Here is a 12648-nt window from a genome sequence, read left to right as displayed (position 1 = left end):
GTAATTTAAAGCCTAACGTGTAATCACGCTGGGTGCGTTTTATGGGAGGAGTAACGGTTGTTTCCATAATAGGTCTCCAATGTGTAAACCTATTTCAGGACGGGACAATCAAACCAATAAAAAAGGCGATCCGAAGATCGCCTTTTTATCACATCAACAACAGATTGTTCCGCTTACTTGCCTGCTTTTTTCTTGATCGCCTGCAAGGTGCGCAATTGGGCAGCAGCTTCTGCCAATTGGGCGGCGGCGCGTTGGAAGTCAATCTGACTGGATTGTTCCAACAGTTGTTGTTGCGCTCTTTCTTGTGCTTCCAGGGCAGCAGCTTCATCCATATCGTCGGCACGCAGGGCGGTGTCCGCCAATACGGTCACGTGATAGGGCTGAACCTCAAGGAAACCACCGGAAACGAAATAAATTTCCTCAGTGCCGCCTTGCTTGATAAGACGCACAGGACCTGGCTTGATGCCGGTCAGTAAAGGTGCGTGACCGTAGGCGATACCCACTTCACCTACGCTACCGGTGGTAATTACCATCTCCACCAAGCCGGAGAAAATTTCACGCTCAGCACTGACGATATCGCATTGAATAGTCATGGCCATACTTGTGTCTCTTCACTGAAATAATGCTGATCCAAACAGATCAGCAGACAACCCCCGTGGGTTTAGCACGGGGGTTGGCGATTACTTGAGTTTGGCAGCTTTTTCGACCGCTTCGTCGATAGAACCTACCATGTAGAAGGCTTGTTCCGGCAAATGATCGAAATCACCGGCTAACAAACCTTTGAAACCACGGATGGTTTCTTTCAGTGGAACGTATTTGCCCGGTGAACCGGTAAATACTTCTGCTACGTGGAAAGGCTGGGACAAGAAACGCTCGATTTTACGCGCGCGTGATACGGTTTGTTTGTCTTCTTCTGACAATTCATCCATACCCAGAATCGCGATGATATCTTTCAGTTCTTTGTAACGTTGCAATACAGTTTGCACACCGCGTGCTACTTCATAATGCTCGTTACCGATGATCATTGGGTCCAACTGACGTGAAGTTGAATCCAGTGGATCGATCGCCGGGTAAATACCTTTTGCAGCAATATCACGGCTCAGTACTACAGTTGAGTCCAAGTGCGCAAAGGTGGTTGCCGGTGACGGGTCAGTCAAGTCATCCGCTGGTACGTATACCGCTTGAACAGAGGTAATAGAACCAATCTTGGTAGAAGTAATACGCTCTTGCAGAACGCCCATTTCTTCCGCCAGAGTCGGTTGATAACCTACCGCTGAAGGCATACGACCCAACAATGCAGATACTTCAGTACCAGCCAGGGTGTAACGATAAATATTGTCTACGAAGAAAAGTACGTCTTTACCTTCGTCGCGGAACTTTTCCGCCATGGTCAAGCCAGTCAACGCCACGCGCAGGCGGTTGCCTGGCGGCTCGTTCATTTGGCCGTATACCATCGCCACTTTATCAACGACGTTGGACTCTTTCATTTCGTGGTAGAAGTCGTTCCCTTCACGGGTACGCTCACCTACACCGGCAAACACCGACAATCCACTGTGTTCTTTCGCGATATTGTTGATGAGTTCCATCATGTTTACGGTTTTACCTACGCCCGCACCACCGAACAAACCTACTTTACCGCCTTTGGCAAAGGGGCAAACCAGGTCGATTACTTTGATACCGGTTTCGAGCAAATCGTCTGACGCTGACAGCTCTTCATACTTCGGCGCAGCGCGGTGAATCTGCATACGCTCTTGTTCGCCGATTGGACCAGCTTCATCGATAGGGTTGCCCAACACATCCATAATACGACCCAGGGTTTCTTTGCCCACAGGTACACGGATTGGTTCGTTGGTGTTGGTCACAACCAGGCCGCGACGCAAACCTTCGGAAGAGCCCAAGGCAATAGTGCGCACAACGCCGTCACCCAATTGCTGTTGAACTTCGAGGGTCAGGTTGCCGTCGGTAATTACCAGTGCATCATAAACTTTAGGCACTGCATCGCGTGGGAATTCCACATCGATAACCGCGCCGATAATCTGAACGATACGTCCGCTACTCATTTCCGGTTCCTCTTTGTTCCAGAAACCTCAGATCCCTTTTAATAAAACTCAGGGGGCTGAAGGATTAAACACAAAAACAGTTTGGCTTGCTGCGCGCAGCGAGAGCAGGGTATCAAGATACCGCTGCTGCACCGCCGACGATTTCTGACAGCTCTTGCGTAATGGCTGACTGACGCGCTTTGTTGTAAATCAGTTTCAAACTATCAATTAATTCACCGGCGTTGTCGGTTGCGCTTTTCATTGCAATCATTCGCGCAGCTTGTTCTGACGCCGCGTTTTCAACTACCGCTTGATAGACTTGCGATTCAATAAAACGAGTCAACAAACCTTTTAACAGGAACTCAGCATCTGGCTCGTAGATATAATCCCAGTGATGTTTCAACTTGGTATTTTCTTCAGCAACCAGGGGCAACAATTGGCGAACCGTTGGGGTTTGCGTCATGGTGTTAACAAAATCGTTACTCACCAAAAACAATTTATCGATCTTGCCTTGTTCAAACGCATCGAGCATGACTTTCACACTACCGATCAAATCAGCAACCACTGGAGCCTCACCGATATCACGCGTGGAAGCAACTACATTGCCACCGAAGCTTTTGAAAAATTGTGCTGCTTTCGCACCGATCAGACACAAATCGATTTCAATATTCTTGTCCGCCCAAGGCTTCATGTCCCTAATAGCGGCTTTAAACAGGTTAGTGTTTAAACCACCGCAGAGACCACGATCACTGGACACCAGAATATAACCAACGCGTTTCACTTCGCGCTCTTTCATAAAACGGTGTTTGTATTCGGGGCTGGAGTTAGCCAGATGCCCGACTACTTCACGGATGCGATTGGCGTAAGGTTTGCCCAATTGCATACGATCTTGTGCACGACGCATTTTACTCGCAGCGACCATTTCCATCGCGCTGGTAATTTTCTGCGTGCTTTTGACGCTCGAAATTTGCGTCCGGATTTCTTTAGTGCTTGCCATACTCTCGAACTCAGGTTAACGGCCTAAGACGCTTGAGGTCATAAAAGCCGATAGTTCATCGGCTTTTATTGACCGCCAAATTACCAGGTGCGGCTTGCTTTCAGCTTGGTGATCAGCTCTTTGAACTTGCCTTCCAATTCGCCATTCCAATCGCCAGTGGCATCAATGTGAGCCATAGTGTCAGCGTATTCAGATTTTGCGAAAGAGAGCAGGGCAGCTTCAAAATCCAGCACCTTGTTAACGGCGATATCTTTCAGATGACCTTCGTTAGCAGCGAACAAGACCAGCGCCATTTGTGCAACACTGAATGGAGCAAATTGCTTTTGCTTCATCAATTCGGTAACACGTTGACCGTGTTCCAATTGTGATTTGGTCGCTTCGTCCAGGTCGGAAGCAAACTGCGAGAACGCAGCCAATTCACGGTATTGCGCCAATGCGGTACGAATACCACCGGAGAGCTTTTTAACCACTTTAGTCTGTGCAGCACCACCTACACGCGATACCGAAATACCGGCGTTCATCGCCGGGCGAACACCCGAGTTGAACATGGACGATTCAAGGAAGATCTGTCCGTCGGTGATCGAAATAACGTTGGTTGGTACGAATGCAGATACGTCACCGGCCTGGGTTTCAATGATCGGCAGAGCGGTCAAAGAACCGGTTTTGCCTTTCACTTCACCGTTGGTGAATTTCTCTACATAGTCTTCGCTCACGCGCGATGCGCGCTCAAGCAGACGGGAGTGGAGATAGAACACATCGCCGGGATAAGCTTCACGACCCGGTGGACGACGCAGCAACAGCGAAATTTGACGGTAAGCCCAAGCTTGTTTGGTCAGGTCGTCATAAATAATCAGTGCATCTTGACCGCGATCGCGGAAGTATTCACCCATGGTGCAACCAGTGAAAGCGGCGAGGAATTGCATTGCTGCTGGATCGGAAGCGGTCGCTGCGATCACAACAGTGTGATCCATAGCGCCGTGCTCTTCGAGCTTACGTACAACGCTTGCTACAGAAGAGGCTTTCTGGCCGATAGCAACATAAATACATTTAATACCGGAACCTTTCTGGTTGATGATCGCATCAACCGCAATCGCGGTTTTACCGATTTGACGGTCGCCGATGATCAGCTCACGCTGGCCACGGCCGATAGGTACCATCGCATCAATTGCTTTCAAACCAATTTGTACTGGCTGGTCTACCGACTTACGCCAAATTACGCCGGGCGCAATTTTTTCGATAGCATCAGTCATTTTGGTGTTGAGTGGGCCTTTACCGTCAATGGGATTACCCAATGCGTCGAGCACACGACCCAGCACTTCCGGACCGACAGGAACTTCCAGGATACGGCCGGTACACTTACATTTTTGGCCTTCGGCCACACCGCGGTAATCGCCGAGAATTACTGCACCCACAGAGTCACGCTCCAGGTTCAGTGCCATCCCGTAGATGCCGCCTTCAAATTCAATCATCTCACCGTACATAACATCGGCGAGACCGTGAATACGAATAATACCGTCCGTTACGGAAACGACAGTACCTTCGTTTTGTGCTTCTGTTGAAAACTCAAGGCCAGCGATACGCTGCTTGATGATTTCACTGATTTCAGAAGGATTCAGTTGCTGCATGCTCTGTTCCTCGACCCTAACATTAGGATTTCATTGCTTCGGCGAGCTTCGCCAAGCGACCACGTACTGAACCATCAATCACCATGTCGCCGGTGTGGATAACAACACCACCCAGCAGGCTCTTATCAACCAAGCCTTGAACACTGACTTTACGATCCAATTTGGCGCTCAGTGCTTGAGCCAATTTGTTTATCAAGTCAACCGGCAACTCGTAAGCTGCGGTCACCTCAACATCGATGGTTTTTTCTTGCTGGGCTTTCATCCTGGCGAACAGCTCTTTCACAAACGGAAGCAGCGCCAGACGTTTATTGCTTGCAAGGGTGCGGATGAAATTCTGTTGATTTTCATCCATCTTCTCACCACAAACTTGTACAAAGATGGAAGCTTTTTGCGCAGCAGACAGACCAGAAACGCCCAAGGCCTTTTTTACCTGATCTTGTTCTGCAACAGCGGCTGAAACTTCCAGAGCTTCCAGCCATGACTGCAATTTATTTGCAGCCAGGGCGAATTCAAATGCTGCTTTGGCGTAAGGTCTAGCCAAGGTGGTTAGTTCAGCCATATCTACCTCTCTTAGAGCTCGGCAGCGAGTTTGTTTACCAACTCGTTGTGAGCATTTTGATCGATAGAAGATTCGAGAATCTTTTCTGCACCAGCCAATGCCAGGGTTACCACTTTGCTGCGCAATTCTTCGCGCGCACGGCTGGTAGCCTGATCAATTTCAGCTTGGGCCGAGACTTTCAGACGATCACCTTCCAAACGGGCTTTCTCTTTTGCCTCTTCAACAATTTCGATTGCACGCTTGTTAGCTTGATCAATAATAGTGGCAGCTTCTTTCTTGGCAGAAGTTAACTGCTCAACCACTTTCTGTTTGGCCAACTCAAGATCTTTTTCAGCTTTATCCGCAGCCTGGAGACCATCAGCGATACGCTTGGTACGCTCAGCCATTGCCGCAACAATGGGTGGCCATACAAAACGATGTGTCAGATAAATAAAGATGACAAATGCCACCATCTGACCAATAAAAGTTGCGTTCAGGTTCACGTTTAGATGCCTTTGTTAAAGGGATTAAATCGCTAACGCGACTACTTAAAATCAGGCGCCTGTAGCAAACAGGATGTACATGCCGATACCAACACCGATCATTGGAACCGCATCGACCAGACCCATAACAACGAAGAACTGGGTACGCAACATCGGGATCAATTCCGGTTGACGGGCACCGCCTTCCAGGAACTTACCACCAAGAATACCTACACCAATAGCAGCACCTACAGCACCCAAACCAATTACCAGTGCACCTGCCAAATAAATCAAAGCTTGAGCTTCAGTCACAGTGTTTTCTCCTACTTAAGTTGATAAAAATAAAAAACGAAAAACAAAAACTTAAAAAAACAAACTAAAAAAATTAATGCTGCTCATCGGTTTGGTAAGCCATGCTCATATACACAATGGTCAGCACCATAAAGATGAACGCTTGCAATGCAATAATCAGGATGTGGAACAGCGCCCAGATAATCTGCAGCGAAATACCAAAGAAACCGAGAACCAAATTAGCGCCGATCATAATCGCAATCAGGATAAAAATAATTTCGCCGGCGTAGAGGTTACCGAAAAGACGCAAACCGAGTGATACCGGTTTGGCAATCAGGTTTACTGCTTCAAGAATAAAGTTCACCGGAATTACTGCAATCTGCACAATCACGTTTTTGCTGCTGAACGGATGCAAGCACAGCTCTTTAGCAAAACCAATCACACCTTTTTCACGGACGCTGAAGAACAGAATCAACAAGAAAATACATGCGGCCATGCCGAGCGTAATATTAGGGTCAGTAGATGGAACTACTTTGAAGAATACTGCGTGAGGATCAGCGCCGAGCGAAACACCGATCAGTTTGGCAATTTCCGGCAACAGGTCGATAGCGACCAAATCCATCGCATTCATAAAGAATACCCACACCAAAATGGTCAGCGCCAGAGGTGCGATCATGGCATTTTTGTAAGGGAACATACCTTTGACGTTGCTATCGACAAATTCGACAGCTGCTTCAACGTAGTTTTGTAAGCCGGTAGGCGCATCCGAGGTTACTTTTTTAGCAACACTGCGGAAAATGATAAAAAACAATACACCTAAAAATAAGGACCAACCCATGGTATCTACGTTAACAGCCCAAAAGCCCATTTGTGCAGCTTCGTCGCCATTGTGTGCAAAACCCCAGCTACCATCAGGCAACTTGCCATAGGTAAGATTGGTTAGGTGGTGCTTGATATATTCTGAAGATGTTAGTGCTTCTGCGTGTTCAGCGGATGACATCGTTAAATCCCAAATGACCAAAGTTGAAATCGGTTCACGCTAGCGGCGCCCACCAGGGCTGCGCAATAGCGGATATAGCCAGGCAATTACCTGAACCATCACATAAGCCAGAATCATGGTTGCGGCGTAAGGCGCGTGTTGAAGCAACGCTATCTTCTTGAACGCCAACAAAAATAACAGGGCTGTGATAACAAACTTTCCCAACTCACCGACGTAAAAAGCCGCCAGGATTTTCTGGGTGGGCGCGCCCAATGCGGGACGAAACGCCACTAGTGCCAGCCACACATTGGCTGTCACACAAATAATTCCACCTGCAAACAATGAAATTGCGATCTGACTGTTGACCGCAAGACCCATGGCGCTGATTGCCAAGGTTACCAATAACTGGACTGCCACTGTCTGGAGAGCAAAGTCACGCCCTTTGAGATAACGCGACATACTGGTTCAGGGCTCCCCATTTTTTGCGGCGGCATTTTGTCATAAACAATTGCTTATTACCATTGGTAACAAGCTTATGTTTCAAACGCCCAAACGTGGCGCATTATAGTGATTAAGCCCCCTAGCGGCAACCGTCGCGCTAGCACCAAAGCCAAATACTGCCTAGTAAATTTGTTGTAAATTTGCCAAGTATTTTTTTATTTACTGTAACTAGTGTTTGAAGTTGTTGATGGCAACTAGATATAGGGAAAAGGCATCTTCGGCAGCGGTCTCAATGCTATTAAATTTATTTAATATGGCCGAGGATTCCGTCCAACTCATCAAGCGAGTTGTAACTGATTACCAATTTGCCTTTACCTTTTGCGCCGTGTTGGATTTCTACACCCGCGCCCAAGGTATCGGAAAGTTGATCTTGCAAACGACGGATATCAGCAGAGACGGTAACTTCCGGTTTTAATTTGTCCTTTTGTTGTCCTTCTTGATGCAAACGCACCAATGCTTCGGTCTGGCGCACCGACAAGCCTTTGGCAACAATTTGACGCGCAATTGCGCGTTGGGTTTCCGCATCAAGCGTCAACAATGCGCGCGCGTGGCCCATTTCCAGATCGCCGTGTTCGAGTAAGGTTTTCACTTCCTCACTCAATGCAATCAGGCGCAGCAAGTTAGTAATCGTCGTGCGCGATTTACCTACCGCTTGCGCAACTTCCGCGTGGGTCAATTCAAATTCATCTTGCAAACGTTTGAGTGCAACTGCTTCTTCAATCGGATTTAAATTTTCGCGTTGGATGTTTTCAATCAACGCCATCGCAATTGCCGCTTCGTCGGGTACATCGCGAATTACAGCGGGGATTTTATCGAGGCCGGCAATTTGGGTCGCACGCCAGCGGCGTTCACCGGCAATAATTTCGTAGCGACCTTCACCAATCGGGCGCACCACAATCGGTTGCATTACGCCCTGGGCTTTAATCGATTCGGCTAATTCTTCCAAGGCTTCGGTATGCATGTCGCGCCGCGGTTGATATTTGCCGCGCTGAATTAATTCCACCGGTAAATGCGCGAGTTTGCCGTCGCGATATTCCAGTTTGCTATCCACTTCCGCAGGATTAATCGGCATCTCGGGCGCAGGTGCTGTTACACCAAGGCCGGCACTGAGCAGTGCGTCCAAGCCTTTTCCTAATCCTTTGCGTTTTGTCGACATCTGAATCAGCCTTATATCAATTTTTTGTTAGAGAGTTTCTGTTGCTGCAGCAGCGGGTTTATTGCTTGTTTCATTGCGACGCAAAATTTCCCCAGCCAATGCGAGATACGCAATTGCCCCTTTGGATTGACGATCAAACGCCAATACCGGCATACCAAAACTCGGCGCTTCTGCAAGACGCACATTGCGCGGAATGCAGGTGCGATATAAACGATCGCCGAAATGCTGCTGCAGTTGCGCCGATACATCGTTAGTCAAACTGTTGCGCGGATCATACATGGTGCGCAGCAGTCCCTCGATTTTTAAATTCGGATTTAATACTTTTTGAATTTGGTTAATGGTGCCGACCAATGCCGACAAACCTTCCAATGCATAATATTCACATTGCATTGCAATGATAACGCCATCGCAGGCAGCGAGCGCATTCAAGGTAAGCATATTAAGTGAAGGTGGGCAGTCGATAAGGATATAATCGTATTGGTCCCGCACCTGGTTGAGCGCATTTTGTAAACGGCGCTCTTTGTTATCCAGCGCCAGCATTTCTACTTCAGCTGCCGTTAAATCACCATTGGCGGGCAACACATGATATTTGCCGCTTTCAGAAACAACGATGCAATCTTTAATCGCTGCGCGTTCAGTCAACACATCGTAAATATTTTCTTCAATTTCATTTTTATTTACGCCGCTGCCCATGGTGGCGTTGCCTTGTGGGTCAAGATCCACCAACAAGACACGCTTTTTGGTTGCTACCAGTGATGCTGCTAAATTCACACAGGTGGTCGTTTTACCGACTCCACCTTTTTGATTGGCAATGGCGTATATCTTGGTCAAGTGAAAATCCTATAACCACACAGTGGTTGAAAATTTTTATTGTTGCGGCCGCAAAATTAACAAGTGGCGTTCGCCGTCTGTTTCTGCAACCAACAGTTTTACACTTTCTAGTAATTCAATTTTATCGGCGATGGACACAAGTTCATCTTGCGGGAATATCCCTTTCATCGCCAGAAAAATTCCGCCGGGTGCCAACATATGTGCGCAGCCCTCGGTCATATCTTGCAAGCTGGCAAACGCGCGGCTGATCACCGCATCAAATTTTTGCTCCGGTTGAAACTCTTCTACCCGGTGATTCTCAACCGTCACATTGGTTAAACCCAGCAAGGTTTTAATGTGAAATAAAAAGCGGGTTTTTTTACCGTTGCTATCGAGCAGGGTAAATTGTTTTTCCGGGAACATAATTGCCAACGGAATTCCAGGTAATCCACCGCCGGTGCCGACATCAATTACCCGCGCAGCGGAAAAAAAAATTTCAGCCTGCGACTTTCCACCCTGAACCTTTCCATTCTGAAACCAGGGCACCACACTTAAACTATCCAGCAGGTGACGTGCTACCATTTGGTGAATATCGCGCACTGCTGAAAGATTATAGGCTTTGTTCCACTTTTCAAACTCACACACGTAAGCCAATAATTTTTCAATCTGTCCGTCATTCAGGACGACCGACATTTCAGTCGCACCGCGCAGCAATTGATTACGTAATTCGTTATGTAAATCGGTCACTCACAATTCTCTTGGTTTAAGCGGCAGTAAAATTACGATGCTTGTTGTTCAGGCGTATCTGCATCTACCTGCAAACGTTTTAACACACCACGCTTTTTCAAATAGACCAGCACCAGTGAAATTGCCGCTGGCGTAATTCCTGAAATGCGCGCAGCACGTGCCAGTGTTTGCGGCCGCGCAGCGGTCAATTTTTGTTTGACCTCGTTTGATAAACCATCAACTACTGAATAATCAAAATCATCCGGGATCAAGGTATTTTCGTAAGCGCGCAAACGATCAACATCTTCTTGCTGGCGCTCGATATAGCCGGAATATTTTGCGTCGATTTCAATTTGCTCTGCTGCTGCTTCATTGGCGATAGGATCACCTTTGAGTGAAGCTATATCGGTATAGGTTAATTCCGGACGACGCAGCAAATCCATCAAACTGTATTCGCGTGTCAATTTAGTCTGGATTTTTTGTTCTACTTGTTCTGCTTCAGCAGAACCGGCCTGAATCCAGGTAGAGCGCAGACGCTCTTGCTCAAGTGCGATTTGCTCGCGCTTGTCGCAGAAAATTTTCCATTGCGCATCGCCGATTAAACCAAATTCGCGCGCTTTTTCGGTGAGACGCAAATCGGCATTGTCTTCGCGCAACAACAAACGGTATTCGGCGCGGCTGGTAAACATACGATAGGGTTCTTTGGTGCCGAGGGTAATCAAGTCGTCCACTAACACACCGACATAAGCTTGGTCACGGGTCGGGCACCAGGCCGCTTTTTCTTGCGCGCGCAGCGCCGCGTTTATTCCGGCAAGCAAGCCTTGCGCACCCGCTTCTTCGTAACCGGTAGTGCCGTTGATCTGGCCGGCAAAAAATAATCCGCCGATCACTTTGGTTTCCAGGCTGTGTTGCAAATCCTGCGGATTGAAATAATCGTATTCAATCGCGTAACCCGGACGCAGGATGTGCGCATTTTCAAAACCTTTCATCGAACGCACGATTTCCAACTGCACATCGAACGGCAAGCTGGTGGAAATTCCGTTCGGATAAAGTTCGTGGGTAGTCAAACCTTCCGGTTCGATAAATACCTGGTGTGAATCCTTATCCGCGAAGCGGTGAATTTTATCTTCAATCGACGGACAGTAACGCGGGCCGATACCTTCAATCACCCCTGAGTACATGGGCGAGCGATCGAGGTTGCGGCGAATCACATCGTGGGTTTTTTCATTGGTATGGGTGATGTAACAGCAAATTTGTTGCGGTTGCATGGCGCGGTTGCCCATCACCGACATCACCGGACGCGGTTCATCGCCCCACTGTTTTTCCAACACATCAAAATTCACTGTGCGCGCATCAATACGCGGTGGAGTGCCGGTTTTCAAGCGATCAACCCGCAACGGCAATTCGCGCAGGCGTTTGGACAGTGCAATCGACGGCGGATCACCGGCGCGGCCGCCGGAATAATTTTGCATACCGATGTGGATCAAACCGCCGAGAAAAGTACCGGCTGTCAACACCACTTGAGTGGCCATAAATTTCAGGCCCATCTGGGTAACCACGCCGCGCACCTGGTCATTTTCCACAATCAGGTCATCAGCGGCCTGTTGGAAGATCCACAGATTTTCCTGGTTTTCCAGGGTATGGCGAATCGCCGCCTTGTAGAGAATACGGTCGGCCTGAGCGCGAGTCGCCCGCACTGCCGGGCCTTTGCGCGCATTGAGCACGCGGAATTGGATGCCGCCTTTGTCGGTCGCGAGTGCCATAGCACCGCCCATGGCATCAATTTCTTTTACCAGATGGCTTTTGCCGATCCCGCCAATGGCCGGGTTACAGGACATTTGGCCAAGGGTTTCAATGTTGTGCGAGAGCAGCAGGGTTTTACAACCCATGCGCGCCGCCGCCAGGCAGGCCTCGGTGCCGGCATGGCCGCCGCCGATCACAATCACATCAAAACGATCCGGAAAAATCATCGCTTACTACCTTGCAGCCGGGCTGCGTACAAATACCTTGGACAGACGTGGAACAAAAGGGGCGACATTATAGGGCCTGTCAGCGATTTGCACAAAACTTGTACAGGGATTAATCAATGCTTTTTTTCGTCACGGAAATATCGCAGATGGAATCCGGTATTTACTCTGGAATCACCAGCGGTGGGACTCCACTGTCGAGCCCCCATGAATGCTTTCCTTAAACAAAAAGTACGGCGTGTTCCAGAGTGAAGAATGGACCTCATTTGTCCAATAACCTAGTTATTCAAAAAAACAGCTCGCGTTACAACAAAGGAAAATAATGTATGAAATGAATATATGTATTGTTATTCAGGTATTTAAAAGATGTTGTTATATATATAGATCACTTTTTCTGTGGATAAGCTAAAAAAGTAATTATTTTTCAACAGGTTAAATAGATGATAAGGCATTGGAAAAGGCTCGCGCAAGCTGGGCTTAAGCTGCTTGGAAGCTGGTTATAAAAGCCATTGTTATACAGAAAGCGGAGAAATTCCC

The 12648-nt window shown here is 48.1% G+C and carries 13 protein-coding genes; all 13 read right to left on the bottom strand.

What is annotated here, in order from left to right; all coding sequences use genetic code 11:
• Positions 1 to 173 precede the first annotated feature (173 nt).
• Positions 174 to 599: a F0F1 ATP synthase subunit epsilon gene (locus AC1RJL_RS15760; protein ID WP_492915704.1), complete on the bottom strand. Its 426-nt coding sequence runs from the start codon at positions 597 to 599 to the stop codon at positions 174 to 176.
• A gap of 81 nt (positions 600 to 680) precedes the next feature.
• Positions 681 to 2060 (bottom strand): F0F1 ATP synthase subunit beta, encoded by a 1380-nt coding sequence (gene atpD, locus AC1RJL_RS15755; protein WP_492915703.1) that lies wholly within the window; start codon positions 2058 to 2060, stop codon positions 681 to 683.
• 112 nt (positions 2061 to 2172) lie between these two features.
• Positions 2173 to 3036: a F0F1 ATP synthase subunit gamma gene (gene atpG, locus AC1RJL_RS15750; RefSeq protein ID WP_492915701.1), complete on the bottom strand. Its 864-nt coding sequence runs from the start codon at positions 3034 to 3036 to the stop codon at positions 2173 to 2175.
• Positions 3037 to 3116: 80 nt separating this feature from the next.
• On the bottom strand, positions 3117 to 4661 hold the full coding sequence (atpA, locus tag AC1RJL_RS15745) for a F0F1 ATP synthase subunit alpha (protein ID WP_492915699.1): 1545 nt from the start codon (positions 4659 to 4661) through the stop codon (positions 3117 to 3119).
• A gap of 22 nt (positions 4662 to 4683) precedes the next feature.
• A complete protein-coding gene (locus AC1RJL_RS15740) occupies positions 4684 to 5220 on the bottom strand; it encodes a F0F1 ATP synthase subunit delta (protein WP_492915697.1) in 537 nt (178 codons plus the stop codon).
• Positions 5221 to 5231: 11 nt separating this feature from the next.
• Positions 5232 to 5702 carry a F0F1 ATP synthase subunit B gene (locus tag AC1RJL_RS15735; RefSeq protein WP_492915695.1) on the bottom strand — a complete coding sequence of 157 codons (471 nt, stop codon included), beginning with the start codon at positions 5700 to 5702 and terminating at the stop codon, positions 5232 to 5234.
• Positions 5703 to 5753: 51 nt separating this feature from the next.
• Complete coding sequence (atpE, locus tag AC1RJL_RS15730; RefSeq protein ID WP_039916140.1) at positions 5754 to 5993, bottom strand: F0F1 ATP synthase subunit C; 240 nt, start codon at positions 5991 to 5993, stop codon at positions 5754 to 5756.
• Between the two features lie 73 nt (positions 5994 to 6066).
• Entirely contained in the window at positions 6067 to 6972 is a 906-nt protein-coding gene (gene atpB, locus AC1RJL_RS15725; protein ID WP_492915693.1) for a F0F1 ATP synthase subunit A, read from the bottom strand.
• Positions 6973 to 7011: 39 nt separating this feature from the next.
• Positions 7012 to 7410: an ATP synthase subunit I gene (locus AC1RJL_RS15720; RefSeq protein ID WP_492915691.1), complete on the bottom strand. Its 399-nt coding sequence runs from the start codon at positions 7408 to 7410 to the stop codon at positions 7012 to 7014.
• A gap of 286 nt (positions 7411 to 7696) precedes the next feature.
• Positions 7697 to 8608, bottom strand: a complete 912-nt coding sequence (locus tag AC1RJL_RS15715; protein WP_492915689.1) for a ParB/RepB/Spo0J family partition protein — start codon at positions 8606 to 8608, stop codon at positions 7697 to 7699.
• 27 nt (positions 8609 to 8635) lie between these two features.
• Positions 8636 to 9439: a ParA family protein gene (locus AC1RJL_RS15710; protein ID WP_492915687.1), complete on the bottom strand. Its 804-nt coding sequence runs from the start codon at positions 9437 to 9439 to the stop codon at positions 8636 to 8638.
• A gap of 36 nt (positions 9440 to 9475) precedes the next feature.
• Complete coding sequence (gene rsmG, locus AC1RJL_RS15705) at positions 9476 to 10111, bottom strand: 16S rRNA (guanine(527)-N(7))-methyltransferase RsmG (RefSeq protein ID WP_492915724.1); 636 nt, start codon at positions 10109 to 10111, stop codon at positions 9476 to 9478.
• Between the two features lie 86 nt (positions 10112 to 10197).
• Positions 10198 to 12114, bottom strand: coding sequence for a tRNA uridine-5-carboxymethylaminomethyl(34) synthesis enzyme MnmG (mnmG, locus tag AC1RJL_RS15700; protein WP_492915685.1), 1917 nt, complete (start codon positions 12112 to 12114; stop codon positions 10198 to 10200).
• Positions 12115 to 12648 lie beyond the last annotated feature (534 nt).

Source organism: Cellvibrio sp. GW822-FHT04B05, from assembly GCF_058800985.1.
This window is presented reverse-complemented; position numbering and strand designations above follow the sequence as displayed.

What these genes read in the sequence shown, in the direction of transcription:
- AC1RJL_RS15760 (WP_492915704.1), bottom strand. Translation starts at nt 599, where the DNA reads ATGGCCATGACTATTCAATGCGATATCGTCAGTGCTGAGCGTGAAATT.
- atpD (WP_492915703.1), bottom strand. Translation starts at nt 2,060, where the DNA reads ATGAGTAGCGGACGTATCGTTCAGATTATCGGCGCGGTTATCGATGTG.
- atpG (WP_492915701.1), bottom strand. Translation starts at nt 3,036, where the DNA reads ATGGCAAGCACTAAAGAAATCCGGACGCAAATTTCGAGCGTCAAAAGC.
- atpA (WP_492915699.1), bottom strand. Translation starts at nt 4,661, where the DNA reads ATGCAGCAACTGAATCCTTCTGAAATCAGTGAAATCATCAAGCAGCGT.
- AC1RJL_RS15740 (WP_492915697.1), bottom strand. Translation starts at nt 5,220, where the DNA reads ATGGCTGAACTAACCACCTTGGCTAGACCTTACGCCAAAGCAGCATTT.
- atpB (WP_492915693.1), bottom strand. Translation starts at nt 6,972, where the DNA reads ATGTCATCCGCTGAACACGCAGAAGCACTAACATCTTCAGAATATATC.
- AC1RJL_RS15720 (WP_492915691.1), bottom strand. Translation starts at nt 7,410, where the DNA reads ATGTCGCGTTATCTCAAAGGGCGTGACTTTGCTCTCCAGACAGTGGCA.
- AC1RJL_RS15715 (WP_492915689.1), bottom strand. Translation starts at nt 8,608, where the DNA reads ATGTCGACAAAACGCAAAGGATTAGGAAAAGGCTTGGACGCACTGCTC.
- rsmG (WP_492915724.1), bottom strand. Translation starts at nt 10,111, where the DNA reads ATGTCGGTCGTCCTGAATGACGGACAGATTGAAAAATTATTGGCTTAC.
- mnmG (WP_492915685.1), bottom strand. Translation starts at nt 12,114, where the DNA reads ATGATTTTTCCGGATCGTTTTGATGTGATTGTGATCGGCGGCGGCCAT.